22 protein-coding genes are annotated in these 25,442 nt (G+C 59.6%); 4 read left to right on the top strand and 18 right to left on the bottom strand.

Going from position 1 to position 25,442, the window contains the following annotated elements:
• Positions 1–70 precede the first annotated feature (70 nt).
• Complete coding sequence (lpxC, locus tag BK658_RS13760) at positions 71–982, top strand: UDP-3-O-acyl-N-acetylglucosamine deacetylase (RefSeq protein WP_123582752.1); 912 nt, start codon at positions 71–73, stop codon at positions 980–982.
• A 482-nt stretch (positions 983–1,464) separates the two neighbouring features.
• Here lpxC and BK658_RS13755 read toward each other — a convergent pair whose 3' ends face one another.
• The 14 genes from BK658_RS13755 to BK658_RS13690 form a co-directional block, all read right to left on the bottom strand.
• A complete protein-coding gene (locus BK658_RS13755; protein WP_123582751.1) occupies positions 1,465–1,941 on the bottom strand; it encodes a hypothetical protein in 477 nt (158 codons plus the stop codon).
• 99 nt (positions 1,942–2,040) lie between these two features.
• A complete protein-coding gene (locus tag BK658_RS13750; RefSeq protein ID WP_259740084.1) occupies positions 2,041–2,820 on the bottom strand; it encodes an AraC family transcriptional regulator in 780 nt (259 codons plus the stop codon).
• A gap of 26 nt (positions 2,821–2,846) precedes the next feature.
• Entirely contained in the window at positions 2,847–4,229 is a 1,383-nt protein-coding gene (locus BK658_RS13745) for an MFS transporter (protein WP_123582749.1), read from the bottom strand.
• A 10-nt stretch (positions 4,230–4,239) separates the two neighbouring features.
• Positions 4,240–5,148 (bottom strand): diiron oxygenase, encoded by a 909-nt coding sequence (locus BK658_RS13740; protein ID WP_123582748.1) that lies wholly within the window; start codon positions 5,146–5,148, stop codon positions 4,240–4,242.
• 11 nt (positions 5,149–5,159) lie between these two features.
• Positions 5,160–6,068: a TauD/TfdA family dioxygenase gene (locus BK658_RS13735; RefSeq protein ID WP_123582747.1), complete on the bottom strand. Its 909-nt coding sequence runs from the start codon at positions 6,066–6,068 to the stop codon at positions 5,160–5,162.
• Positions 6,065–7,630 (bottom strand): AMP-binding protein, encoded by a 1,566-nt coding sequence (locus BK658_RS13730; protein ID WP_123582746.1) that lies wholly within the window; start codon positions 7,628–7,630, stop codon positions 6,065–6,067. The genes BK658_RS13735 and BK658_RS13730 overlap by 4 nt, the downstream gene beginning before the upstream one ends.
• Positions 7,627–8,301 (bottom strand): thermostable hemolysin, encoded by a 675-nt coding sequence (locus BK658_RS13725; RefSeq protein ID WP_123582745.1) that lies wholly within the window; start codon positions 8,299–8,301, stop codon positions 7,627–7,629. Before BK658_RS13725 ends, BK658_RS13730 begins: the two co-directional genes overlap by 4 nt.
• Before the next feature lie 284 nt (positions 8,302–8,585).
• Positions 8,586–10,088 (bottom strand): sensor domain-containing diguanylate cyclase, encoded by a 1,503-nt coding sequence (locus tag BK658_RS13720; RefSeq protein WP_123582744.1) that lies wholly within the window; start codon positions 10,086–10,088, stop codon positions 8,586–8,588.
• Between the two features lie 149 nt (positions 10,089–10,237).
• Complete coding sequence (locus tag BK658_RS13715) at positions 10,238–11,518, bottom strand: OprD family porin (protein ID WP_404943180.1); 1,281 nt, start codon at positions 11,516–11,518, stop codon at positions 10,238–10,240.
• A 232-nt stretch (positions 11,519–11,750) separates the two neighbouring features.
• Positions 11,751–11,975 (bottom strand): hypothetical protein, encoded by a 225-nt coding sequence (locus BK658_RS13710; protein ID WP_123582861.1) that lies wholly within the window; start codon positions 11,973–11,975, stop codon positions 11,751–11,753.
• A 319-nt stretch (positions 11,976–12,294) separates the two neighbouring features.
• Positions 12,295–13,659: a heavy metal sensor histidine kinase gene (locus tag BK658_RS13705; RefSeq protein WP_123582742.1), complete on the bottom strand. Its 1,365-nt coding sequence runs from the start codon at positions 13,657–13,659 to the stop codon at positions 12,295–12,297.
• Positions 13,649–14,326 (bottom strand): heavy metal response regulator transcription factor, encoded by a 678-nt coding sequence (locus BK658_RS13700; RefSeq protein ID WP_103319145.1) that lies wholly within the window; start codon positions 14,324–14,326, stop codon positions 13,649–13,651. The genes BK658_RS13705 and BK658_RS13700 overlap by 11 nt, the downstream gene beginning before the upstream one ends.
• An 8-nt stretch (positions 14,327–14,334) precedes the next feature.
• Positions 14,335–17,430, bottom strand: a complete 3,096-nt coding sequence (locus tag BK658_RS13695) for a multidrug efflux RND transporter permease subunit (protein WP_054595724.1) — start codon at positions 17,428–17,430, stop codon at positions 14,335–14,337.
• Complete coding sequence (locus tag BK658_RS13690; protein ID WP_123582860.1) at positions 17,427–18,596, bottom strand: efflux RND transporter periplasmic adaptor subunit; 1,170 nt, start codon at positions 18,594–18,596, stop codon at positions 17,427–17,429. Before BK658_RS13690 ends, BK658_RS13695 begins: the two co-directional genes overlap by 4 nt.
• 211 nt (positions 18,597–18,807) lie before the next feature.
• Here BK658_RS13690 and BK658_RS13685 point away from each other — a divergent pair, with 211 nt between their 5' ends.
• Positions 18,808–19,053: a hypothetical protein gene (locus BK658_RS13685; RefSeq protein WP_054595725.1), complete on the top strand. Its 246-nt coding sequence runs from the start codon at positions 18,808–18,810 to the stop codon at positions 19,051–19,053.
• Between the two features lie 23 nt (positions 19,054–19,076).
• On the opposite strand, the gene BK658_RS13680 is transcribed toward BK658_RS13685, so the two are convergent.
• The 4 genes from BK658_RS13680 to norR form a co-directional block, all read right to left on the bottom strand.
• On the bottom strand, positions 19,077–19,826 hold the full coding sequence (locus BK658_RS13680; protein ID WP_123582741.1) for a YkgJ family cysteine cluster protein: 750 nt from the start codon (positions 19,824–19,826) through the stop codon (positions 19,077–19,079).
• A 254-nt stretch (positions 19,827–20,080) separates the two neighbouring features.
• The gene (locus BK658_RS13675; protein WP_185019823.1) at positions 20,081–20,563 is read right to left on the bottom strand and encodes a GNAT family N-acetyltransferase; all 483 of its coding nucleotides are present in this window, start codon (positions 20,561–20,563) and stop codon (positions 20,081–20,083) included.
• A gap of 3 nt (positions 20,564–20,566) precedes the next feature.
• Positions 20,567–21,475 (bottom strand): chemotaxis protein CheV, encoded by a 909-nt coding sequence (locus BK658_RS13670; protein WP_054595729.1) that lies wholly within the window; start codon positions 21,473–21,475, stop codon positions 20,567–20,569.
• 247 nt (positions 21,476–21,722) lie between these two features.
• Positions 21,723–23,279, bottom strand: coding sequence for a nitric oxide reductase transcriptional regulator NorR (gene norR / locus BK658_RS13665; RefSeq protein WP_123582740.1), 1,557 nt, complete (start codon positions 23,277–23,279; stop codon positions 21,723–21,725).
• A 158-nt stretch (positions 23,280–23,437) separates the two neighbouring features.
• Here norR and hmpA point away from each other — a divergent pair, with 158 nt between their 5' ends.
• Positions 23,438–24,619 (top strand): NO-inducible flavohemoprotein, encoded by a 1,182-nt coding sequence (gene hmpA / locus BK658_RS13660; protein ID WP_123582739.1) that lies wholly within the window; start codon positions 23,438–23,440, stop codon positions 24,617–24,619.
• A 274-nt stretch (positions 24,620–24,893) separates the two neighbouring features.
• Positions 24,894–25,403: a disulfide bond formation protein B gene (locus BK658_RS13655; protein WP_473218018.1), complete on the top strand. Its 510-nt coding sequence runs from the start codon at positions 24,894–24,896 to the stop codon at positions 25,401–25,403.
• The last annotated feature ends 39 nt before the right edge of the window (positions 25,404–25,442 follow it).

Here is a 25,442-nt window from a genome sequence, read left to right as displayed (position 1 = left end):
GGTCTGGTCTGCTATTATCGCCAGCCTTTGTTGATACCAGTTCGCAATTTGCGCTGAAGCGGCCCAAGCCATGATTAAACAACGCACCCTGAAAAATATTATCCGTGCCACAGGTGTAGGCCTGCACTCCGGGGAGAAGGTATACCTGACCCTCAAGCCAGCACCTGTAGACACTGGCATCGTGTTTTGTCGTGCCGACCTGGACCCTGTGGTGCAGATTCCTGCTCGCGCGGAAAACGTTGGTGAAACCACTATGTCGACGACACTGGTCAACGGTGACGTCAAAGTGGACACGGTGGAGCATTTGCTCTCGGCCATGGCTGGCCTGGGCATCGATAACGCCTACGTCGAGCTCTCCGCGTCCGAAGTCCCGATCATGGATGGTAGCGCTGGACCCTTCGTATTCCTGATTCAATCGGCTGGCCTGGAAGAACAGGACGCAGCCAAGAAGTTCATCCGGATCCTGCGTGAAGTGACAGTGGAAGACGGCGACAAGCGCGCCACTTTCGTCCCTTTCGAAGGCTTCAAAGTGAGCTTCGAGATCGATTTCGATCACCCGGTGTTTCGTAACCGTACTCAAAGTGCCAGCGTGGATTTTTCCAGCACTTCGTTCGTAAAAGAAGTCAGCCGCGCCCGGACCTTTGGTTTCATGAGTGATATCGAGTACCTGCGCAAGCACAACCTCGCACTCGGCGGTAGCGTTGAAAACGCCATCGTGGTCGACGCGGATGGTGTACTGAACGAAGACGGCCTTCGCTACGAAGACGAATTTGTGAAGCACAAGATCCTCGATGCAATTGGTGACCTCTACCTGCTGGGCAATAGCCTGATTGGTGAGTTCAAAGGCTTCAAGTCGGGCCACGCCCTGAACAACCAGCTTCTGCGCAAATTGATTGAGCAGAAAGATGCTTGGGAAGTCGTGACGTTTCAAGACGCCAGCACTGCACCGATCTCTTACATGCGTCCCGTTGCGGCCGTGTAAGCAAAAACCTCTCTAGTTTTTAAAGGCTGCCTTCGGGTGGCCTTTTTTTATGGTGCGTAAGGCATGGCGCGTTGCGCGCAAACGCAACCAGCTTGGCTGTGGTGGCCACGCTAGTGACTTGGAGGTGGACGTCTTCTATACACCCGGCGAGGGGGAAGTGTTAGCCAAAGGCAATTGGGGGGCGCGGGCGACTGCGAATCTGAAGGAAGCCCGAGGCAAAATGCCGGCCTGACGAACAGGAGGCGAATAGAGGCGGCCAACATCGTCAAAGCCCGGTACTTGAACGGAACGCTGCGACGTAGATACGATCCACCGGCTTAGCCGCATAACCTGAACCGCCATTTGCGAAACTGTACGTACGGTGGAATGAGAGGACGGCGGATGTGAATCCGCCTCCTAGTGGATACTGATGACACGGCGCCGAAGCCAATGATGCTTTGGACGGCCGTGCTTTATTTTTCTGTAGTGTGCCAAGTGGCGCATCAGAAGATTTTCAGGGTTAACAGATTCAGTTCCAAATGGCTTTGCAGCAGCATCACCAGCAGGATCAGTGACGTGCATGTCGCCTGACCTACAACCCCCAGATGGATCTGCTGAGCAGCCGGCAGCCATTGCTCCGCGCCTGGGCTCGTTGCCTCAAGGACTTCGTTGGCCGGGTCGCGTAAACGTTTTTCGAACACCGAATCAAGGGTAAAGATGGCGACGCTGAGCAGAAACCATACCTCGAAACTACGCTGCCAATCCTTCAGCCAGAACATCAGAATGCCGCTGAGGATCAGCCCCCAACCGGCAACGTTATACAAGCGGTCACTGAAAGCCAGGCCTCCCAGCAACAACGGTTTGGTCGCATCGCTGCAGTTTTTGAGCCTGGCCGAAAGCCAGGGGGCAAACAGTAACGGGCCGGTAGCGGCTACTGCAGCCAGTGCGTGAACGATCTTGAATACTTCGTAGTGGATCATTAGCTATCAACCTCATTGATTGGAGGTGTCTAGGCTAAGGCAGTACGTTGTTGTCTAAAATGATTCGGAGGGACGGATGATCGAACAAAACCGACATATTTACGCCAGGCCCTCCAGCGTTCCCGTGCTCGCGGCCTGCAAGGTACTGCGCACCTTGCCAGGACTGCTGCCGGTGACGCGCCGAAACCAGTGACCAAACGAATCGCCCGAGGCAAATCCCAGGTGCTGCGCCAGGGTCTCGTTGGTGTTCTCGACCGCCAGGCCACGGTATGCCTCCACGAGCAGCAGACGGTTGTGCCAGTCCGTGTAACGTAAACCGGTATCCTTGCGAAACAGGCGCGCCAGAGTCCGCTCGGTGGCGCCTACCTCGCGACCCCATTCGGTCAGGTTCTTACGCATCCCGGGCCTGGCAATCAGTTGCTCGGTGACACGCTTGAGCCGTGCGTCACGCGGTAAAGGCAGGACCATATTGCTGGGCGCCAGTTCTTCGATGTCCTCGAACAACAATTGCAACATGCTGCCGCGCCGTTGTTCGGAAAGCGGCCGAGTGCTTTCCTCGGCCAATCGGTCGCACAGAGCGATGATCAGCAGGGATGCATCGATCAGCTTGATGCTCGGAGAGAAGCGTTCGCACAGCTCAGGGCCAAGGTACAAGACCGTGAGGTCTACCTGTGTGTAAGCCTCACCAGAGTGTAAGGTTTGTGGCGGAATCCAGACCGCCATTCCCGGTTTGAGCAACCAGCGTTGCTCGACGGCATTGCCATGGAGCACGCCCTTTTTCACTAACACGAATTGCCCGAGATGGTGTCGATGAGGCTCGCTCTCCTCATCGGCCATCCTGGTCAACTGCCTTTCAATAACTAATGCTGTGTGATCCATGTCAGCGAAACGCATTACTACTCCGTCTACCTTTTATGCGGTCCGCCGCGCGAAGGCAGTCCAAAGGCGAAGAGTAAACCTACCGTCATCAAAAGACCAAGCAGCAGGAAAGTGACCTGGTAGGCCAGGTTGGGCGGCAGGTACAGCGCAATAGCCACCATCGCATTGACGCCGAACGCTGCGCCAAGGTTACGTAGAAATTGCACCGTGGACGTGTAGGCTCCCAACTGATCATGCGGGGCGCTGTTCTGCGCGAGCACCAGGGTCGTAGTGGCCGTCAAGCCCATCCCCAGCCCGACCAGTACCTGGCCTGCACCAATGGCCAACCACTGCGACCATTGCAGTCCCGCAGCCACCCCTATGCAACCGAGCATCAGCATCGACATCCCAGCTATCGCCATGGGCCTGAAGCCGACGCTCGACAGACGCTTGCCACAGATGGTCGCGCCTACCACCCAGCCTACCGCGGCCAGCATGATCAGCACCCCTGTCGACAATGCGCTGCCCGACGTATGGCTGAGAGCGATGGGCAACAAGCTGACCGTGGCGTACAAGCCGATGCTCGAGATAACCACCAAAGCCATGACCGCTCCCAGCGCAGGCCGATCAAAGAAACCCAACGGCACCGGACTGCCGGCGGGTGTAGCGCGGACTCGAGCTACCAGTGCCACAAGACTGATGAGCATCACAATCGCCAGCGTCGATATCGGGTGCGGGATCATGTCAAGGTGCTGACTGCTCAACATGAACAGTCCCGCACACGCGGCGATGGCCAAAAAAAACTGCGCTATGGGATCCACAGTCCTGGCTGATTGACCTCGGCCGATCACGGGTGTGAAAAACAGCACCATCAATGCCAAAAAGCCCAGTGGCAGATTGAGCCAAAAAACTGCACGCCAGCTCAAGGTGCTGCCCAGTACCGTACCAGCAACAGGGCCCAATACTGCAGCCAGGCCCCAGACGCTGCTGAGCATTCCCTGCATGCTGGCACGCTTTGGCCCTTCGAAGAGCGATGCCAGCATCGAGTAGGAAAGAACGATGATGCCACCAGCCCCGATGCCTTGCAGGGCTCTGCCTGCAATCAGCATGACCATGCTCTGGCTACTGGCAACCACTGCCGACGCGGCGATGAAGATCAGCAGGCTGACTTTCATCATTGAAGAAATCCCGAACCGATCAGCCAGTGCGCCGGCCAGCGGCGCAATGAGTGCCAGAGGCAGCAAGAAGCCCGAGACAACCCAGGGATAGAGCGTTGTGTCCTGCATTTGCGCATTGATCTGCGGCAGTATGGTGCTGACTGCGGTGCTGTCCATCGCAGCGAGAAACAGAGCGACGAGCACTGCCAGGACGCTCAGGGAATGCTTCTCCTGGCTGATCGAGTCAATGGGTGCAAGCGTTTGCGGCTTCATGCCGGCGTCCTCAGTGGAAGTATTGGGTGTGAATCGTGTTGGCCCTGGAAAATTCCCACACGATGGCCGCAGTATCGACATCCATGTGCTCATCGACATTGCGAATCAGGTCGTGCGACTGGATGATCTCTTTGAAGCGCAGCGTCATGTCCAACTGAGTACTGGCGGCCTTGTTGTCTTGCGCGTAATCCAGATTGAATGCCGCCTTGATTTGCTCGGCACTGGTAATGGCCAACTGAGTGTTCATTTCCTCGGTGTCCTGTATCAATTGGTGCATTCGCCGACGTTCAGACGCGGTGAATGAGGGGATCACTTGCTCAAAGATGAAGTGATCACACTGGATGTGTCGCGCCTCATCCAGACCATGAAAATGCAGCAGGCGGGTCAGCAGGCTTTGCTGCATGGGGTCGAGCACCTTCAACCGACGTTCGAAAACCGTGATGACGGACTCACCTACATAGGCAGTTGCACAAAGGGCGGCCAGTTTGACGATAGGTGAGTCGTTGCCGTCGTAGAGTGCCCGCCGCTCGTTGAACAGATTGTCCTTGAGCTTTATATCGCGCCCGGACAGGTGCCTGATGTACTGATAGAAGCTACTGGCATGGTTGATTTCTTCCGAGGCGAAACACGACAACGCGCCATACAGGGCGTCGCCTGCAGCCAGGACATTATTGCTCTCGGCCTGCACTTCGCAGAGGATCCGCGTCATAGTGTTGGCAACGTGCATTTCGATTTCGGCCAACTGCCCCAGCTCCTTGTACAGATAAGCCACGGCCTTTTCCGGCTGGTCGGCTTGCCCGACCAGGGCTTTTGACAGGAACTGCAATTCGGCATCGGTACGTGCGCACTCCCAATCCATGCGATTGGGGTGAAGATAATTGATATGAGCCAGTTGGTTGATGGCTTTCAAGGCGTTCATGGGCAAGTCTCTCAATCGATATAGGAAAGGGCGTTGAAAATGGTTCGGGATGGATCGTCGATAGGTCGACGCCCATGCATGACCCGGGTGTTGTCGATCAGCACCACGTCACCGCGCTGCCAGCCGACGTCTACCGTCAAGCGCTGGCAAATCGCGTCCACCTCCTCCAGTAACTGCGGGTCGATAGGCTCACCATCTGCGTAGGTGATCCGCGGTGCCTCGTAATGGTTGGACGGGCCGAAAATACTGTTGGCGAAATGCAGTTCTTCCGCGCTGCCAAGCCGGCTGGTACGGATGGCGGGTGTGTGAAAACGATAGGTAATCGAGCCGTCCTCGTTGAGATCGATCTGCGAGGACGCGTCCTCGGCGGTGAGCGACAGCAGATCCTGCAGGGTGACGGCCTCGACGCTGGCGGGCGCATTTTTGCCTTGCGCCAGCGCGTGGAAGGCATAGGTCTTCCACTTGTGTTCTTCCACTCGCCGGGCATACATGATGTCCCGCTCGGTAAAAGCCGAACGCTGCGCGGGGCTCAAGTGCTGGTAAACGGCATTGCCATCGCACAAGGTCGTTTGCGATCCCCGTGCAGGCGGTATCTGGCAATAGAACCAGCAAAGGTCCGGCCAGAATGGGCTATTACCGTTTTCACAGTGCAAGCCAACGCTATCCAGACCGGCATCGACTTTCTGAGCCGTATCGCCATCGAAGCTACGCGCCGGGTCCAGGCTGATCCTGCTGCTGTTCTGACGCACCAGCCGGGAAAAGCTTTCGATACTGTGCTCGAATCCGCGTAGCACCAGATAGCCGTGGGTGGCTAACAGGTGCTTCAAATAATGCGGCGCCAGCGCGCTCAATTCCTGTGGTGCGCCCGGCATCACAATCAGGCCGCCATGGGCGGTATGGGGCAGGGTGTCGAGCTTCATGCACAAATCCTCACAGTTGAATCCTTCAGGAACGCCGACAGCTCAGTGCGGCGTGGTCGTCCGGTGACCGTGAACAGCCGTCCCATGACCTCTTCGCTATGGGCGATCAGTACGGGATGCGGAATCTGTTCGATTTCGTTGAGATGCTCGCGGGCAAAACGCGCGATTGCCGCTCTGACCTCGGCCGGCCTTGCGTGAGCATTGATAATGAACAACCCGCCCAGAAACACCTGGCGATCGCCAAAGACAATCACCTGTTCGACGCCCGGTACCTGGCGGTAGGCCGACTCGAGCCACTCCGGCGACACGTTGCGACCATTGGCGGTGATGATCATGGTTTTCTTGCGGCCAATGATGCTGACGAACCCATCCGGGTCGATGCTGGCCAGGTCACCGGTATGCAGCCAGCCTTCGGCGTCGATGACGCAGCTGCTGGGATCCTCGTTGGAGTACCCGGCAAACAGCGAACTGCTGCGCAGGCACAATTCACCATCCTCGGCCAGGCGTAGCTCCACGTGGGGCAATGCCTGCCCGACACTGCCCAGGCGGTTGGCGCCACGGAAGTTCCAGGTCGCCACCGAACTGTTCTCACTGAGGCCATAGCCTTGGAAAATATCGATGCCCAATTGCTGCAGGCGGAACAGAACCTCACGCTCCACAGGCGCCCCGCCGGCTGCCAACAATGGCAATCGCGGTGTACCAAAGAGTTGTTCGATACGTTGGTGCTCTGAGAGGCCCAAGGTTTCAGCGCGGTGGGCAATGGCTTCCACCAGCGCGGGCGTCAGGGTCATCGCCGTTGGCCGGGCGCTGCAAATCAGAGCCAGGCGTTCGTCGGCGATCACACCGGGGCTGCCCAATGGCGGCAGGCTGGCGGGCGGCAGCACCACCGCACCACCGGAGGTCAATGGCATGTAAAGTGCTGTGACCTGTTCAATCAGCAGGCTCAAAGGCACCAGCACCAGATAGCGTTGGTAATCATCGCGCCGGGCTCTCTGCCATAGGGCCTGGACTAATGCACTCAAGCCGTCGCGCCGAATCTTCACGCCCTTGGGTTTTGAAGTCGTGCCGGAAGTGTGAATGACCTTGATCACGCTGTCGGCGCCCGATTCGCAAGCGACGGGGTCCGGCATGGGGTGCGCTGCAGCCTGAGTCTCCAAGGCTACCGAGCGCACGGTTGCCGACAACTCGAGCCCGTTAGTGCGCCACTCCTGAAGCTTGCGAGCACCCATTTCATCGATCAGGACCAGTGCGCACCCCTGTAACAAATGCGCCGCCTGGTCTGCGGAAAAAGCCAGCGGCACCGGCACCTCCACACGCTTGCTGATCATCAGCGCCAGATCGGCCAACACCCACTGGGGGCTGTTGCCCATCACAATGCCGACGGAGCTTGACGGTAGCGTCTCACCCTCAATTTTCCAGGCCAGGTTTTGAGCTTGCGTTACTAACTGCTGGTACGTCAGGGCTACCGACTCGGTGATGGCGGGGGCCTCCGCCAATTGCACTACGGCCGCCGCGTCAGGCGTGCGTTGCGCCTGAACCATGATTTCAGTAAGGACATTCATGCGGCGATCTGCTTGGTAGTAGCGGTGAGATGTTCAAAGGCGGAGAACGTCAGTCTTCCGCAAAATTGATTGAACAGGTGGGAGCACTCTTCCAGCAGGATCACTCCGGTCTTGGGCGATTGCGCGTAGTAACTCCCCCACTGTTGCCGCTCCAGTGCCGACAGGCGATTGATGTCGGCGTCCCCGATGATGCGCAGTGGAATACCGTGGTATTCGAATAAGGTGCGCAACCGGCGCGTCGAGGTGCACAAGATCGCCTTGACCCCCATGAACCAGGTGAGAATCGGCAAGGCACGGATGATCTCAGCCGCCGCATTGGGGTCGTCAGAAGCCAGCGAACCGATTTCCACGATTTGTTCACGGCGCGATACCCGCTGAGTCAGCAACTCCAATACGCTCTCGACCGGGCTGTCGAAATAACGCTCGGAAAAAAGTTGGTTGGTGGGCGATGCAAAGGAAATTCCCGCGCAGGCGGTTAGCGTTCCGCTTGTGCGGTCGCGACGGGAAATCAGCAGGTCGGGGTTGGGAGTAATCTCGGCGTTGTAACGTCGTTGATAGATATCCCGGATATAAGTCAATGCAGCGGTTGCGCCCTGATCGTTTCTTTTTATTATTTCGAGCCGCGCATGATCATTATCATTTCGATGAGATGTGTGAATAAAACTATTCAAGACGTATCCCTGTACTTGGCATTTACCTGTGATCAGGTTACGTAACTGCCAGGGTTACGAAAATGCTCAATTAGGACAACTAATCGAATGAAACGGACGATGGCCATGGGTCATGCTTCAGCACTCTCGATGTCCTGACAGTGGCTCAATCAACTGTCTTTTTTGAGAACCTGCATTCCGTAGAAGCTGCTCAAAAGAAACAGGCCAACGCTCGGCATTGGCCTTTTCATGGTTCTTTTAAAAGATCGCAGCCTGCGGCAGCTCCGACGACTGGCTGCGATCTTTCAACCGGCGACCACTTGGTTACGCCCTCGGTGCTTGGCCTGATACAGCGCTTTGTCGGCTGCATACATCAGGTTTTCCAGGCTCTCGCCCGATTGCCCTGTCGAGGTGCTGAGGCCAATGCTGACAGTGATGGGGGATTCGTCGCCTTCGAACGGTGGCAATTGCTCGACTGCAGCGCGGATATTTTCGGCAATCCGCAGTGCACCGCTGTTGTCAGTCTCGGCCAGCACCACGGCAAACTCCTCACCGCCATAGCGCGCGGCGAGATCAGAGGGGCGACGGATGTTTTCGCTGATGACCCTGGCGAGCACGCGCAAGGCATCGTCGCCGCTTTGATGGCCGTGACGGTCGTTGAACGACTTGAAGTGATCGGCGTCGATCATCAGCACCGACAACGGTTTGCCCGAGCGCTGGGCGCGGGACCATTCACGGTTCAGGACCTGGTCGAGCGTCCGCCGGTTAGCCACGCCGGTGAGGGCATCGATGGCGGCCTGTTGCGCCAGTTCCTGCTCGGCGTGATGGCGCAGGCGTAATTCGCGACATAGCAGCAAGGTTAGCCACATCAAACCGATACACAACACACCGGTTGCGCCACTGATCACGTACGCGGTGCGTCTCCAGCTGGCGAAGATTTCGTCCATGGAGAGCGCGACGCTGACCGTCAACGGCAGGTTGCCGACGCGCGAGAAGGTGTACAGGCGTTCCTGGTGGTCCATGCTCGACAGGCTGCTGAAGCTGCCACTGCCTTCACGCATGATGCGTATGACGTTGGGGCGATTGCCGAAACTCTTGCCAATGCTGGCATCGGTCAGCATGGGCTTTTGCGCCAGCAGTATGCCGTCCTTGTCGAGCACGTTGAGGGTACTGTTAGAGCCGATGTCCAGGCTGCTGAACAGCTCATCAAAGTACTCCAGTTGCATGGACGCGACGGCAACGCCAAGAAACTCCCCGGTGGGCGAAGAGATGCGCCGGCTGAAGCTGATGCGCCACTGATCGTTCTCGGCGCAGTCGCATCGGGGTTTGAACGGGCGACTGATAAACATCCCACTGTCGCTGTTGCTGACGTGGGCCTGGAAGTAGTCACGGTCAGCAAAATTGCCTGTTTTGGGCTGAATCGACGACGAGTTGGCGATCACATCGCCGTGCTTGTCGAGCAGCAGGACATCACCCTTGTAACGTGCGGTACTCGCGCGGTCGAACAGCACCAGGTGGCGGATCTGCGGCGAAACCTTCTGCAGGTCGTCGCGCTGGGCGGCAGTGATCAGTCCTTGCAGTGACAGGTCATAGAGCTCGACGTTGCGCAGCACATCGGCGTCGATCAGTTGCACGATGTTGGTCGCACCACGCGTGGCCGCCTGCATGGCATTGGCGTGTTCGCGGATCAGCAGGAAGGTGACGATGGCGATGATCGCGACGACGGTCAGCGAGCTGCCGAGAACCAGCAGGAATTCCGGTCGGCGGGTAGGGCCCGTTATGGCATGGTGTGTGCGGTTTGCACTCATGGTTCTGATTTCTGCACAGGGACATCATCAGCGTAGTTCCCGGACACACCGGGCGGCATTGCAGATATCAGTTCGTTTATCTCAGTGCATGTATAGATCCCGGATACAAAAAAGGCCAGCGCCTGTGCTGGCCTTTTTGTGAATTTTTCTCAGAAAACGTTCAGTGGGTAGTCGACGATCACCCGGTATTCATCGGTGTCGGTATCCAGCGCGCCGTAGCCGTTGCCGCCGCGATTGGTGGCCCATTGCAGACGCACCGCCAGATCCTTGGCCGTACCGCCCTGGACCACGTACTTGAGATCGACATCACGCTCCCAGTGTTTGGCATTTTTTCCAGCTTCGTTATAGAAGCTGGCATAACCGCGGCTGTTCGGGTCGACCTTGGTCAGGTCCAGCGTGCCACGCGAATACGACACGGCGGAGGTCAGGCCCGGCACGCCGACGCCGGCGAAGTCATAGGCATACTTGAGCTTCCACGAGCGCTCGTTCGGGCCGTTGAAGTCCGAATACTGCTGCGAGTTGTCGAGGAAGATGCTGTCGCCCTGGGCGATGTAGTCGAACGGCGTGTTGCCGTTCACGCGCTGGTAAGCGGCGGTGACGCTGTGGCTGCCGACACCCACGGTGAAGTGCAGGCTGTAGGTGTTGTTGTCGATTTTTCCGAGCAGTGCGTCGCCAGTGTCCTGGGTGTGATAGTAGTGCAGGCCCGGGTTGAGGCTGACCAGCTCGTTGACCGCGTAGGTGTAGTCCAGGTCGTAGTAGTACTGGTTCCAGATGTCCTTGAGCTCAGACGCATAGAGGCTGCTGGTCAGGCCCGGCAGGCCGCTCCAGGCCACACCGGCCCAGTCCAGGTGCTGGCTTTTGTCGCCGTCCGCCAGTTTTCCGTAGGACGTCCCGATACGCTGGTGCCCGCTCTGGTTGTAAGGCTTGGTGAAGCTGGCCTGGCCGCCTTCGATAAGCCAGCCATCGAAGCTGTGGTTGGTCAGGCTGACGCCGCGAAAGGTCTGCGGCAGCATGCGGCTCATGCCACCGGCGATCACCGGGTTGTTGAGGAACAGGTCGCCGGCTTTCAGCTCAGTGTCCAGGGCGCGCATTTTCAGGGTGCCGCCAGCGCTTGAAAACGAGCCCGGTGCTTTGCCGTTGCCATCGCTGATCGGCAGAATGCTCGAGCCATCGGTGCCGCCACCGCCGTCGAGTTTGAGCCCGAGCATGGCGTTGGCATCCACGCCAAAACCGAGCGTGCCCTGGGTGTAGCCCGATTCGAAGATCCCGAGGAAACCCTGGCCCCATTCGATGTTGTCGTCAGTCTGCTGCTGACGGTTGCGGTTCATGTAGTAGTTGCGGGCGTTGAGTTTAAGGCTTGCGCCTTCAACGAAACCTTCGTGGCTGGAATCGTCGGCGGCCTGGACATGTGTGGCCATCGTTGCGGCCATTGCAATGAATAGCGGACTGAGTTTGAGGGTGATGCTCACGCGGGATACAGCTCCTTGGGTCAATAACAAGCGTTGTTATAGTTAATAATCCGGGTGTTTCTTATTGGGTAATAACGAAGGAATGCCTGACAAATACACAACGAAAAAAAGCCGCTGATAGCAGCGGCTTGAAGACAACTTCTCAAGGGAAAGAGCCTGAGAAGTGTCGAGGGAAACTGAGTGGTGTTGCCGATCAGCTGTCTTTTTCAACCTGTGGTTGAGCCTGGCTGGCCGATGTTTGACGGGTTTGCTCAGACTTCTGTGCTTTTGCGGTTAGTTCAGCCTGGGCCTTGTCGAAGGCTTCGGCACGCGCAGCATTGTGCGCGACAAATGCCGGCGACTCTTCAGCCATGGCAAAGGGAGACAAGAACAAGGACGACAAAACGAAAGCGCTGGCAATACCCATACTGTTGGACATCTTGAAAACCTTCTTGCTTGGCAAGTGCTGTTTGGTGTGGCCAAGGTAAAGGTCTTCGATGTAGGGAAAAAGCGCGGATTGCATAAAGGACTGTTGCATCAAGAGCAACAGTAGGCGGTTTCTACAGTGAGGGGAATTTTGTGGTAAGCGCTTCTGTGGCGAGGGGGCTTGTCGGAACGCCGCACCGCCCCGTTCGGCTGCGAAGCAGTCGTAAAACCAGCGTGTGCGGTGTGCCTGACGATTTGCGGTTACTTGTTTTGGGGCCGCTGCGCTGCCCAACGGGGGCAAGCCCCCTCGCCACAGGGAGCGGCGGGGGGAATCAGATTGGCAAATAAATCCCGAAGGTATTCACGCCGTTATCGCTGTGCACAAACACATTGCCGCCATGCATCAGCGCGATCGCCTTGACGATGGCCAGCCCCAGTCCATGGTTGGCGCCGCTGTTGCTGCGCGAGGCGTCGACCCGGTAGAAGCGCTCGAACAAGCGCGACAGATGTTCACTGGCGATGGGCTCACCGGGGTTGGTGACGCCGATACTGACCTGATGCTCCTGAACATCGATCCGCACCCGAATGACCTGGCCGGGAGCCGTGTGCTGCACAGCGTTGTTCAGCAGATTGATCAACGCCCGGCGCAGGTGCGCGATTTCGATCTGCACCTGGGCATCACCGCTGACCTGAACCTTGACCTGCGCATCTTCGAGGATGAAATCCAGGTAGTCCAGAGTGGTGGCGACTTCATCCGCGAGCGAGGTGGTGGTCAGTTTGGTGGCCTTGCTGCCTTGGTCGGCGCTGGCCAGAAACAGCATGTCGTTGATGATCGAGCGCAGCCGTTCGAGTTCTTCGAGGTTCGATTGCAGCACTTCGAAGTAGTGTTCCGCCGAGCGCCCACGGGTCAGGGCAACCTGGGTCTGACCGATCAGGTTGGTCAGCGGCGAGCGCAGTTCGTGGGCGACATCGGCGTTGAACGATTCAAGTCGCGTGTAGGCTTGCTCGACCCGCTCCAGCGTCGAGTTGAACGAGCTGACGAACTGATTGAGTTCTGGCGGCAGCGGCGACAGTTGCAGTCGTGAGGACAGCAACGGCGGTGCCAGTCGTTGAGCTTCCTGCGACAACTTGATCAACGGCTTGAGGCCGATTCGCGCCACCCAGTAACCCAGCGCCGAGGCCAGCAGCACACCGATGATTGCCAGGCTGATCAAGGCGATCAGCAAGTGATGCTGGGTCTCATAGAAGGTTTGCGTGTCGATGCCGATCATGAAGCGCAGCGGTGGGCGCTGGTCCTTGGCCGGAAACTGGCTGACCAGCACTTTCATCGGATAGGGCTGACCCGGCAGTTGTACGTCGCGCTTGCCGGTTGGCCCTTGCGCCAAGGCACGGATCTGCGGGGTGATGTTGCCGTACTCGTAGTTGGCATCGCCGCTGATGATCCAGAAGCTGATGCGCTTGTCCTCTTCGCTAAGCAGGTTGAGTTTGTTGTTGATCTTCACCCAGTGCTCTGGCGTACCAAAGCGCCCGACCGTGGATTCGAGCACGCTGTAACGCGCATCCAGTTCGGCTGCCGGCAACAGCGCCAAACCCTTTTCGACCTGTTGATACAGCGCCCAGCCGATCAACAGAAACACCAGCGCCGCCACCAGCGTGAACATGCCGCTCAGGCGCAGGGCGATACTGTTACTGCGCACTGCGGCTCTCCAGCACATAGCCCATGCCGCGAATGGTGTGCAGCAGTTTCTCTTCGAACGGCCCGTCGATCTTCGCCCGCAGACGCTTGATCGCAACTTCGACGACGTTGGCGTCGCTGTCGAAATTGATGTCCCAGACCATCTCGGCAATCGCGGTTTTCGAGAGAATTTCGCCCTGACGCCGGGCCAGCACGCTGAGCAGCGAGAACTCCTTGGCGGTCAGGTCCAGCCGCGTACCGGCACGGGTGGCCTTGCGGCTGATCAAGTCGACCCACAGGTCGGCGATGGTCACTTGCACCGGCTCATGGCCGCCGCTGCGGCGGGTCAAGGCTTGCAGGCGGGCGACCAGTTCGAGGAACGAGAAAGGTTTGCCCAGGTAATCGTCGGCACCGTCGCGCAGGCCTTTGATCCGGTCTTCGACACGCTCACGGGCGGTCAGCATGATCACCGGGGTCTGTTTGCGGGCACGCAGGGCGCGCAGCACGCCGTAGCCGTCGAGACCCGGCAGCATCACGTCGAGGATGATCACCGCGTAATCGTTTTCGAGCGCCAGGTGCAAACCTTCGACGCCGTCCGGCGCGCGGTCCACGGTGTAACCCTGTTCGGTCAGGCCGCGGTAAAGATAATCCGCGGTTTTCTCTTCGTCTTCGATAATCAGAACGCGCATGACCCGCCTCAGTGTGTGGTCGCCAGCGCAGGCGCTGGTGTGGAGCGATGGAACACCCGCTCAAGCCATAAGTATATGACTGGCGTGGTAAACAGCGTCAGCGCCTGGCTGACCAGCAAACCGCCGACCACCGCGATCCCCAGCGGTTGGCGCAGTTCGGCGCCGGTGCCGTAACCGAGCATCAGCGGCAGCGCGCCGAGCAGGGCGGCGAGGGTGGTCATCATGATCGGCCGGAACCGCGTGAGGCATGCCTCGAAAATTGCTTCTTGCGGGGACAGCCCGCGATTGCGCTGGGCGTCGAGGGCGAAGTCGATCATCAGGATGCCGTTCTTCTTGACGATACCGATCAGCAGCACCAGGCCGATCAACGCCATGATCGAGAAGTCCTGGCCGAGGATCCAGAGCAGTATCAAGGCGCCGAGGCCAGCGGAAGGCAAGGTCGAGATGATCGTCAGCGGGTGCACGAAACTTTCATAGAGCACGCCAAGAATGATGTATACCGCCACCAGCGCCGCCAGAATCAGCCACGGCTGGCTGGCCAGTGAACTCTGGAACGCCTGGGCCGCGCCCTGGAAATTGCCGTTGACCGAGGCCGGCATACCGATGTCGTTCTTCGCCTGATTGAGCAAAATCACCGCATCACCCAAGGCCACGCCGGGCGCCAGGTTGAACGACAGGTTGGCGGCCGGGAACATGCCGTCGTGGGCGATGGACAACGGGCCGATGGTTGGCGCATCGAAACGGGCCAGCGCCGACAACGGCACCATCTCGCCACTCAGCGGCGAACGCAGGTAGAAATAGGCGAGGCTTTCAGCCTTGCCGCGCTGGCGGGTGTCGAGTTCGAGGATAACGTTGTACTGGTTTATTTCGGTCTGGAACTCGTTGACCTGCCGTTGGCCGAAGGCGTCATAAAGCGCCTCGTCGACATCGCTGGCGGTCAGCCCGAAACGCGCCGCAGCGGCACGGTCGATGTGGATGTGGGTGATGCTGCCGCCCAGTTGCAGGTCGTTGGAAATGTCGCGGAACGCCGGGATGCTGCGCAGTTTTTCGGTCAGGCGCTGGGTCCAGAGGTTCAGTGTCGGACCGTCGTTGCTCTTGAGCACGTATTGATACTGGGCGCGGCTGGGGCCGGAGCTGAGGTTGATGTCTTGCCCGGCGCGCAGGTACAGCACAATGCCCGGGACCTTCAGCAGTTGCGGACGAATCCGGTCGATGAAGGCGCTGGCGGACACATCGCGGTCGCCGCGTTTTTTCAAGGAGATCCAGAAGCGCCCGTTGGCGATGGTCTGGTTGCTGCCGGAAACGCCCACCGAATGGGAGAAGGTCTGCACTGCCGGGTCGGCGGCGACGATGTCGGCCAGGGCCTGGTGCTTTTTCACCATCTCCGGAAACGACACGTCGGCGGCGGCTTCGGTAGTGCCGAGGATAAAACCGGTGTCCTGTATCGGGAAGAAACCTTTGGGGATAAACACGTAGCCGGCAACCGCCATGCACAGCGTCAGGCTGAAGATCCCCAGCATCAGTTTCTGATGCGCCAGGGCGCGGCGCAGTGCGCGTTCATACAGCGCCAGCAGGCGCTCCCCGAAACCGGGTTTGGCATGGGCGTCGTGTACCGGCGCGCGCATGAACAGGGCGGCCATGGTCGGTGCCAGGGTCAACGACACCACCACCGAAATCATGATGGTCGAGGTGGCGGTCAAGGCGAACTCCTTGAACAACCGGCCGACCACGCCGCCCATGAACAGCAGCGGAATAAACGCCGCCACCAGCGAGAAGCTGATCGAGACCACGGTAAAGCCGATCTCTCCAGCGCCCTTGATCGCCGCCTCGCGCATGCCGTCGCCGGCCTCCAGGTGGCGGTGGATGTTCTCCACCACCACAATCGCATCGTCGACCACAAACCCCACGGAAATGACGATCGCCACCAGCGTCAGGTTGTTCAGGCTGAAGCCCATGATGTACATCAGCGCGATACTGGCGATCAGCGAGACCCCGAGTACGCTGGAAACGATCAGTGTCGCCGACCACTGGCGCAGGAACAGCGCCATCACCGCGACCACCAGCAGGACCGCGATCAGCAGGGTGACTTCCACTTCGTGCAGTGAAGCGCGGATAGTCTGGGTCCGGTCGATCAGCACGTTGACCTGAATTGACGCCGGAAGCATCGCTTGCAGGCCCGGCAACGCGGCTTGAATCCGGTCCACGGTGTCGACGATGTTCGCGCCCGGTTGCCGCAGGATCACCAGGTTGACCCCCGGCCGATCGCCGGACCAGGCCTGGACGTAGGCGTCTTCCGAGCCACTGACCACGGTGGCGATGTCCCGGAGCTGGACCGGTGCACCGTTCTTGTAGGAGACGATGAGCTGGCCGTACTCGTCGGGATGGAACAGTTGATCGTTGGTTGATAGCGTGGAAATGCTCGACTCACCGTACAGCGCACCCTTGGCCAGGTTGAGACTGGTTTTCTGAATGGCCAGGCGCACATCGGCCAGGGTCAGGCCGATGGCGGCGAGTTTGTCGGCCGAGGCCTGGACCCGAATGGCCGGGCGTTGCTGGCCGGTGATGTAGATCTGGCCGACGCCGTCGATCTGGCTCAATTGCCGCGCCAGCAGGGTTTCGGCGTAGTCGCTGAGTTCGGTGCCGGGCATTTGCGTCGAGCTGACGCTGAGGATCAGTACCGGGCTGTCGGACGGGTTGACCTTGCGCCAGGTCGGCAGCGTCGGCATGTCCTTGGGCAGCTTGCCGGCGGCGGTGTTGATCGCGGCCTGAACTTCCTGCGCGGCGGTGTCGATGCTTTTGTTGAGGGTGAATTGCAGGGTCAGGTTGGTCGAACCCAAGGCACTGCTGGAGGTCATCTGGGTCATGCCGGGGATGGCGCTGAATTGCACCTCCAACGGCGTCGCCACCGACGAAGCCATGGTGTCGGGGCTGGCGCCGGGCAACTGCGCGGCGACTTGAATGGTCGGGAACTCGGCTTCCGGCAAAGGGGCGACGGGCAGGCGCGGGAAGGCGATCAAGCCCAGCAGCACCAGGGCGAAGGTCAGCAGTGCCGTGGCGACCGGATGGTCGATGCACCAGGCCGAAATACCGCCATGGACTTTCATGGCTGTTGCTCCGCCGCAGTGCTTTGCGTGAGCGCTGGCGGCTCGCCGAGAATCTGCACGCTGGCACCGGGCTTGAGCCGCGACTGACCATCGCTGACCAGCACATCACCGGCCTTTACCCCTGTGATGATGTTCAGCCCGCTGTCCTGATAGACCATTTGCACCGGAACCGATTCGACCTTGTCGCCATTGACCCGGTAAACGAAATGCTGATCCAGCCCGCGCTGGACCACCGACGGCGGCACCACCAGCACATGCTGGTCGACGGCGGTCTGGATCTTCACGGTCACCAGTTGCCCGGGCCAGAGTTTTTGCCCGGCGTTGCTGAATTCGGCCTTGGCGCGAATGGTCCCGGTGTTGGCATTGATCTGGTTGTCGATGAGCGTCAGATGGCCTTCGCCGAGCAGGTCGCCGGTCTGGCCATTGGTGTCGGCGCCGAGGTAGGCATTCACGTCAGCCGGCGGGGTTGCGCTGATCAACCGTTGCAGCGTCGGCAGCATTTGCTGTGGCAGGGAGAACTCGACGGCAATCGGGTCGATCTGGGTGACCGAGAACAATCCCTGGGTATCGCTCATGCGCAGGAAGTTGCCTTCATCCACGGTGCGAATACCGACGCGGCCCGTCACCGGCGAGCGAATCTGTGTGTAGGAGAGTTGTACCTGCGCCGCATCGATGGCCGCCTGATTGCCCTGCGCCGTGGCTTTCAACTGATTGACCAGGGCTTGTTGCTGGTCGTAAGTCTGCTTGGAAACCCCGTCATCGACACTCAGCAATTTGTAGCGTTTGAGGTTGACCTCGGCGACCTGCAACTGCGCCTGGTTTTCGCCCAATTGCGCACGGGCCTGATCGAGGCTGGCGCGGATCGAGCGATCGTCGATAGTTGCCAGCAGGTCACCGGCCTTCACCAACTGACCTTCCTTGACCAGTAGTCGGGTGAGGATGCCATCGATCTGCGGACGAATAACCACGCTGTGCAACGACAGCACCGAGCCAATCGCGCTGACATAGCGCGGCACGTCGCGTTCGACAACGCTGACCACCCGTACCGGAATCGCGGTGGGGGCCGCGAGTTTGCTCGTCGCCGGTTTGAGCGCAACGCCAATGGCCACGGCAGTGACCGTCACCAGTAACGCGGCGATCAGCAGTTTTTTTCCTGGAATGGGCATGAGCATCGAACGCCGGGGCAAAAAGACGGGAAATAATGGCCTAGTTATAGTCCTTCGTTGCGGTCAGCAGGGTGACGGCTAACTGACAGGGCTGTCAGCAAAGGTGACCATTCATGCGTCGGGAGGTTAAAGATCACGGGCGCGCAGGTATACTGCCGGCCTTTCGCGGCCCACCCATCGGGCCCGACTCACTGTAACACCCGGAGCATTCATGACTTCCCCGATACAAGCGCCTGCTGCTGACGAACAGGCTGACCTGCCAGACAGCGTCGACTCCAGCGCCGACAGCGAAACCAAAGCGGTGATTCCGGCCTTCAAGTTCCCGTTCAAACCGGGCGAGTTGGCCTCCGCCAAAAACGCCAGCCAGCCGTGGTACAAGAACGGCGCCAAGAATGGCCACACCAAGGTCCCGGGCGCAGCGCCTCCTGGCACCCGTCGCTCGATGGGCAAGCGCTGAGTTGTCCCTCTCGGTTATAAATCTCAGGCCGCGCGCAACGAGATAAACGCATAGTTCAGCGGTTCTGCCGTGACCACGTTCGCGCCAGCGGCCCGCACTTGCTCAGCAATGTCGTTGCCCGACACATGGAACAGCCATTCACCGGCCGAACCCGGCAACGGCGCTGCCTGAACCTGATCAATCGCCGAGGCAAACGCCGCCATGTCCGGCAGGTAGGCGGTAAACCCGTCACCCTTGAGCGCCGTGGTGCGAATCCCCAGAAGTTCGCAAATCGCTTCCTTGGCCTGAACATCGTCGCGGTCTGCCTGACGCGAGCGCTGGATCAGGTCGGCCAATGCCTGATCAACCAACTGACCGCCGACGATCAACGCAGGACCTTGCTCCCACGATTCGGGCGGGCAGTCCTTGACGGTTGGCGTCAGGGGAATGTGCGGATTGATTTCCATCGGGTAGATGCGGCATACCAGCGGCCGGCGCTCGTAGATGCGGCAGAGGTTGTCTTCGTCAAGATTCCGGCAGCGACCGGCGTTGTACGCAGCGAAGGTAATCGCTACATGGGCCTGGGTCACACCGCTGGGCACCACCACGGAACGGCGTTCGGCGTGCTCGCGTTGCAAGGCCGGAAGGCCCAGGCCATTGCCGAGAAAACCTTCCACCAGCACGATCACGGCACCGCCGTCAGCCGCCCACATCCGGGCCTCGGCGAGGGTCAGGGGCACATGGTGGTCGGTGCAGCACTTGCCGCACCCTACGCAGGAAAACGTCGTATTCATTAGGCGACCGGTCACATTCCAGAGGCGTCAGCGATGACGGAAAACCACCGCGAGGGAGTGTGCGAAAGCAAGTTGTGCGCCAGTCACCAGCCCTTGGGCGTGTGTTGGCCAAGGGCTGAGTAGGCATGATGGTTTGATGTTGCTAGTACGGACCTCATCGCGAGCAGGCTCGCTCCCACATTTGACCTCATGGATACAGATTCTGTGTACTACGAAAAACTACTGTGGGAGCGAGCCTGCTCGCGATAGCGGTATCAGTCTGGAACCAATTCCCGGCGTACCACGCGCATCCCGGCGCTTTCATATAGGCGCCGAGCGCGCTGGTTGTCTTCCAGGACCTTGAGGTCGACAAAGCCTTCGCGGCGCTGTTGAAACTCACTGAAGGCGTGCAACAACAACGCTCGTCCCAAACCTTGACCCTGAGCCCGTGGATGCACCACCAGATTCTTGATGTAGGCGCTGGTCCAGCACTGGGCCACGCCGACAATGCCGCGGGCATCCGAGGCGATGAAACACAACGCCGGGTCATATTCCGCATCGCTTTCAAAGCGCTCGCGCCATACCTCTAACGCCGGTACTCGACCGCCGCCTTGCTGATAACCCTGCTCCATCAGTTGATGAACCGCTTCGGCCAGCTCGGGGCGGTATTGGTTCAGCACAATGCCTGGAGGCCAGCCAATGGCGGGCAACACTCCAGCGAGGTCGCGCCGCAGCAGCAGGCAATACTCTTCAGCCAAGGCTCAATGACCTTGTTCTTGCTGTGCGACAGCTTTTGCGGCGGTGATCAGGCATTTGGTCAGTTCTGGCGAGGAGAACTTGGTCAGCACCGCGTTTGCCCCGGCCAGGCGGGCTTTTTCGCTGTTCATCGCACTGTCCAGCGAGGTGTGCAGCAGGATGTAGAGGTGGGAAAAGTCCGGGGTTTCACGCAGGGTCCGGGTGAGGGCGTAACCGTCCATCTCGGACATTTCAATGTCCGAGACAATCAGGTTGATCTGCTGCGCGGTGCCTTGCAGGTCCAGCAGGCAGTCGATGGCTTCCCTGGCGCTGCGTGCGGTGTGGCATTGCAGGCCGAGGTTGCGCAGGGTGTGTACCGATTGTTGCAGTGCCACCTGGCTGTCATCGACCACCAGAATGCGTGCGTTGCCCAGTACTTCGGCGTCTTCCATGCTCAGCTCGGTCGGGGCCGTTTCGATCTGTGCCGGGGCGATGCCGTGGATGACCTTCTCGATGTCGAGCACCTGCACCAGCGTGCCGTCGACCGAGGTCACGCCGGTGATGTACGCGCGTACGCCGCCGGAGCCGTAGGGTGGTGGGCGGATGTCGGTGGTCAGGCAATGGACGATCTTGCTCACCGCTTGTACGTGCAGGCCCTGTTTGGAACGGCTGACGTCGGTAACGATCAGGCAGCCACCGTCCGGGTCTTCCAACGGCCGCTCACCGATCGCCCGGCTCAGGTCGATGACCGACAGCGAGGTGCCGCGCAGGGTGGCGATACCTTTGACGTGCGGGTGCGACTCCGGCAGCCTGGTCAGCGGCGGGCAGGGGATGATTTCACTGACTTTCAGCAGGTTGATCGCCATCAGCTTGCCGCTGCGCAAGGTAAAGAGCAGAAGCGAAAGTGAATCTGCGCGGGCTTTGTTGGAGGACATAAAAACCTTCTGAGTAAAAAGGTGATGGGCGATTGTAGGACCGCCAGCAACTATTGATACCGGGTTATCGACGTAAGCGGGGCAGGCTTTAACCTTAATGCCGAACGGTGAATCCTGTGGCGAGGGGGCTTGCCCCCGTTCGGCCGCGAAGCGGTCGTGAAACCAGCCATGAAGTTCTATCAGGAATAAAGCGGGGGAGCGCTTCGCGCTCCAACGGGGGCAAGCCCCCTCGCCACAATGATGTGTATCACTTCATCCCCAACCGCTTGGCCATTCGCCCAAGGTTCGCCCGGTCCAAGCCTAGCTCACGGGCGGCGCTGGCCCAGTTATTTTGATGGCGCTCAAGACACGCGGTGATCAACTGGCGTTGATAGTTCTCGGTGGCCTGGCGCAGGTCACCGAATACTTCAACGGTGGGCGCCGGCTCAATGCTGGCTGGCGCTGGGGGTGTTTCAAGGGGCGTGTGGGGCAAGTCCAGATCCGCTGCGCTCAGGCTGAGAATCTTTGGCCGTTCCCGTGAGTTGCCCAGCGCTTTCAATGCACTGCGACCAATCAAGTGCTCCAGTTCGCGGACGTTGCCCGGCCAACTGTAGGTCAGCAATGCCGCTTGGGCGTCGCTGCTCAGGCGCAGGCTGTTGAGGCCCATTCGCGAGCGGTTCTGTTCGAGAAAGTAACCGCTGAGCAACAACACATCCCGACCGCGATCACGCAGCGCCGGCACCAGCAACGGATAGACGCTGAGGCGATGGTAGAAGTCGGCGCGGTAGCGGCCGCTGCGCACCTCTTCGGCCAGGTCACGGTTGGTCGCGGCGATCAGGCGCACGTCGACCTGATGCTCCTTGTCCGAACCCAAGCGCTGTAACTGACCGCTTTGCAGCACACGGAGCAATTTGGCCTGCACCGCCAGCGACAATTCGCCCACTTCATCGAGAAACAGCGTGCCGCCATTGGCCAGTTCAAACTTGCCACGACGGTCGTTCAGCGCCCCGGTGAAGGCACCGCGCACATGGCCGAACAACTCGCTTTCTACCAACGTGTCGGGCAGCGCGGCGCAGTTGAGGCTGATGATCGGTTTGTCGGCACGCGGTGAAGCGGCGTGGATCGCCTGGGCCACCAACTCTTTACCGACCCCGGTTTCGCCGGTGATCAGCACCGTCAGGTCACTGCCGCCGACCAGGTTGATCTCTTCCACCAAGCGCTTGTGCGCTTTGCTCTGGCCGATCATTTCGCGACTCTGCTGACCGCTGGCCTGGCGATAGACCTCGGCGCGCTGGTGTTCGTCTTCGGCGCGATTGGCCAGCCGTTCGATACGCTCGGCGGCGTTGACCGTGGCGGCGGCGAGGCTGGTAAAGGCTTGCAAGGCGTCCAGTTCGATCGGCTCGAAGCGCTCCGGGTCCAGTGCGTCGAGGGTCAGCAAGCCCCACGGCCGCTCATCGATAAACAGCGGGCAACCCATGCAGTCGTGGACTTCCAGGTGATCGCCATGGCCGTCGACCAAGCCGTCATAAGGGTCGGGCAAGGTGCTGTCGCTGGGGAAACGCGTCGGCTCTGAGCGACTGAGCAACGCTGCAAAGCGCGGGTGTTCACTGAGCTTGAAGCGCCGGCCCAAGGTGTCGGTGCTCAGGCCATCCACTGCCAGCGGCACCAGCCATTCGCCGTCGAGCCGCAGCAAGGCGGCGGCATCGCAGGGGAGCAGGGCGCGCATCGCTTCGAGCAAGCGGCGGTAGCGCTCGCCTTCGGGCAGTTCGCGGGAAAGGTCGGAGACCAGCGGCAGCAACGCGGTGAGCAAAGGTTTTGCAGTCATATTGACTCCATGTAGTCGAGGTGACTATAAATCCGCTTGTGTCGTTATGACTACATGTTTATTAAGTTATTGATTTATATAGGTTTAATTGTTGGCATGGAAACTGATGTGTAATGGGTAGAAAACTATAAACCCAGTCGTTCAGGAGTACTCCCTTAATGCTTAGCGCTCAAGATCGTGCCATCGTCAAATCCACCGTACCGCTGCTGGAAAGTGGTGGCGAAGCCCTGATCACGCACTTCTACCGCATGATGCTCTCCGAGTACCCAGAGGTTCGTCCGTTGTTCAACCAGGCGCACCAGGCCAGCGGCGACCAGCCACGGGCCCTGGCGCGCGGGGTGCTGATGTACGCGCGGCACATCGATCAGCTCGACCAGTTGGGCGACCTGGTGGCGAAGATCATCAACAAGCACGTTGCCCTGCAAATCCTGCCGGAGCATTACCCGATTGTCGGTGCCTGCCTGCTACGGGCGATTTCCGAAGTGCTCGGTGACGAGATCGCCACGCCAGAAGTGATGAGCGCCTGGGGCGCCGCTTACAACCAACTGGCCGACATCCTGATCGGCGCCGAAACCGCGATCTACGACCAGAAGGCCGCAGCGGTCGGCGGCTGGCGCGGGGCGCGGGAATTCACATTGGCCAAGCGCGTGGAAGAGAGCGCGGAAATCACCTCGTTCTACTTTGAACCGGCAGACAAGGGACCGATTCTCGCGGCAGAACCGGGTCAGTACATCGGCATGAAACTGATCCTCGACGGTGAAGAAATCCGCCGCAACTATTCGCTGTCGTCCTTGGGCGACAACGGCCAGTACCGCATCAGCGTCAAGCGCGAAGAGGGTGGTCGTGCGTCGAATTACCTGCACGACCAGCTCCACGTCGGCGCGAGCATCCTGTTGTTCCCGCCAGCGGGCGAGTTCACCCTGACCGCCAGCGACAAGCCGCTGGTGCTGATCAGCGGCGGCGTCGGTATCACACCAACCTTGCCGATGCTTGAAGCGGCACTGGCCACCGAGCGTCCGGTGCACTTTATTCACTGTGCGCGTAACGGTGGCGTGCATGCCTTCCGCGACTGGATCGACGGCTTGGCCGAGCGTCACCCGCAACTCAAGCGCTTCTATTGCTACGCCGAAGATGACGGCGTCAGCCCGGCGGCGGATAAAGTCGGGCTGTTGAGCCAGGAGCAGTTGGCGGACTGGTTGCCGCAAGAGCGTGACCTGGACGCTTACTTCCTCGGCCCGAAAGGTTTCATGACCGCAATCAAGCGTCACCTCAAGGCCTTGGGTGTGCCAGAGAAACAGAGCCGCTACGAGTTCTTCGGCCCGGCTGCTGCACTGGAGTAACTCTCCCACCTGATCGTTCCCACGCTCCTGCGTGGGAATGCCTCAATGGACGCTCTGCGTCCGCTTTGTGACGCAGAGCGTCACGGGCTGCATTCCCACGCAGAGCGTGGGAACGATCATCTTCAGGATCGATTTGCACATTCTGTTTGAAAGTTAATCCCTTCTTAACCCGCTTATCGTCTATTCCCCCCATCCACCGGCACGCGCCAGACTCTCAAAGGTCAGGGTCAGCGTGTAGACTTGTGGGCAATAGATCGTCAGAAGGGAAACGGGAATGAACGAGGAAATGATGCGGTTGGGCCGTGAGCGGCGCTTCCTGGTCTTGCTGGGCATCATCTGCCTGGCGCTGATCGGTGGCGCGCTGTACATGCAAGTGGTGCTGGGCGAGGCGCCATGCCCGCTGTGCATCCTGCAACGCTATGCGCTGTTGCTGATCGCGATCAGTGCCTTTATCGGTGCCGCCATGCGCACCCGTCGCAGCATCACCGTGTTTGAAGGGCTGGTGGTGATCTTCGCCCTCGCGGGCGCTGCAGCGGCCGGGCATCACGTCTATACGCAGTTTTACCCGGCGGTCAGCTGTGGCATCGATGTGCTGCAACCGATTGTCGACGGCTTGCCGCTGGCGAAGATCTTCCCGCTGGGTTTCCAGGTCGACGGCTTCTGCGAGACGCCGTACCCGCCGATCCTCGGCCTGTCGCTGGCACAGTGGGCGCTGGTGGCCTTTGTGTTGACCGTGGTGCTGGTGCCACTGCTCATTTCGCGTAACCGCAAACACCTGAACTGAAGCTTCTTGCCGCAGCCACAGGCCTTGAATAAAGCGCCC

Origin of the sequence: Pseudomonas brassicacearum (assembly GCF_003732175.1) — a bacterium.
Lineage (GTDB): Bacteria > Pseudomonadota > Gammaproteobacteria > Pseudomonadales > Pseudomonadaceae > Aquipseudomonas > Aquipseudomonas brassicacearum_G.
This window is presented reverse-complemented; position numbering and strand designations above follow the sequence as displayed.

What these genes read in the sequence shown, in the direction of transcription:
- lpxC (WP_123582752.1), top strand. Translation starts at nt 71, where the DNA reads ATGATTAAACAACGCACCCTGAAAAATATTATCCGTGCCACAGGTGTA.
- BK658_RS13755 (WP_123582751.1), bottom strand. Translation starts at nt 1,941, where the DNA reads ATGATCCACTACGAAGTATTCAAGATCGTTCACGCACTGGCTGCAGTA.
- BK658_RS13750 (WP_259740084.1), bottom strand. Translation starts at nt 2,820, where the DNA reads ATGGATCACACAGCATTAGTTATTGAAAGGCAGTTGACCAGGATGGCC.
- BK658_RS13745 (WP_123582749.1), bottom strand. Translation starts at nt 4,229, where the DNA reads ATGAAGCCGCAAACGCTTGCACCCATTGACTCGATCAGCCAGGAGAAG.
- BK658_RS13740 (WP_123582748.1), bottom strand. Translation starts at nt 5,148, where the DNA reads ATGAACGCCTTGAAAGCCATCAACCAACTGGCTCATATCAATTATCTT.
- BK658_RS13735 (WP_123582747.1), bottom strand. Translation starts at nt 6,068, where the DNA reads ATGAAGCTCGACACCCTGCCCCATACCGCCCATGGCGGCCTGATTGTG.
- BK658_RS13730 (WP_123582746.1), bottom strand. Translation starts at nt 7,630, where the DNA reads ATGAATGTCCTTACTGAAATCATGGTTCAGGCGCAACGCACGCCTGAC.
- BK658_RS13720 (WP_123582744.1), bottom strand. Translation starts at nt 10,088, where the DNA reads ATGAGTGCAAACCGCACACACCATGCCATAACGGGCCCTACCCGCCGA.
- BK658_RS13715 (WP_404943180.1), bottom strand. Translation starts at nt 11,518, where the DNA reads ATGGCCGCAACGATGGCCACACATGTCCAGGCCGCCGACGATTCCAGC.
- BK658_RS13710 (WP_123582861.1), bottom strand. Translation starts at nt 11,975, where the DNA reads ATGTCCAACAGTATGGGTATTGCCAGCGCTTTCGTTTTGTCGTCCTTG.
- BK658_RS13700 (WP_103319145.1), bottom strand. Translation starts at nt 14,326, where the DNA reads ATGCGCGTTCTGATTATCGAAGACGAAGAGAAAACCGCGGATTATCTT.
- BK658_RS13695 (WP_054595724.1), bottom strand. Translation starts at nt 17,430, where the DNA reads ATGAAAGTCCATGGCGGTATTTCGGCCTGGTGCATCGACCATCCGGTC.
- BK658_RS13690 (WP_123582860.1), bottom strand. Translation starts at nt 18,596, where the DNA reads ATGCCCATTCCAGGAAAAAAACTGCTGATCGCCGCGTTACTGGTGACG.
- BK658_RS13685 (WP_054595725.1), top strand. Translation starts at nt 18,808, where the DNA reads ATGACTTCCCCGATACAAGCGCCTGCTGCTGACGAACAGGCTGACCTG.
- BK658_RS13680 (WP_123582741.1), bottom strand. Translation starts at nt 19,826, where the DNA reads ATGAATACGACGTTTTCCTGCGTAGGGTGCGGCAAGTGCTGCACCGAC.
- BK658_RS13670 (WP_054595729.1), bottom strand. Translation starts at nt 21,475, where the DNA reads ATGTCCTCCAACAAAGCCCGCGCAGATTCACTTTCGCTTCTGCTCTTT.
- norR (WP_123582740.1), bottom strand. Translation starts at nt 23,279, where the DNA reads ATGACTGCAAAACCTTTGCTCACCGCGTTGCTGCCGCTGGTCTCCGAC.
- hmpA (WP_123582739.1), top strand. Translation starts at nt 23,438, where the DNA reads ATGCTTAGCGCTCAAGATCGTGCCATCGTCAAATCCACCGTACCGCTG.
- BK658_RS13655 (WP_473218018.1), top strand. Translation starts at nt 24,894, where the DNA reads ATGAACGAGGAAATGATGCGGTTGGGCCGTGAGCGGCGCTTCCTGGTC.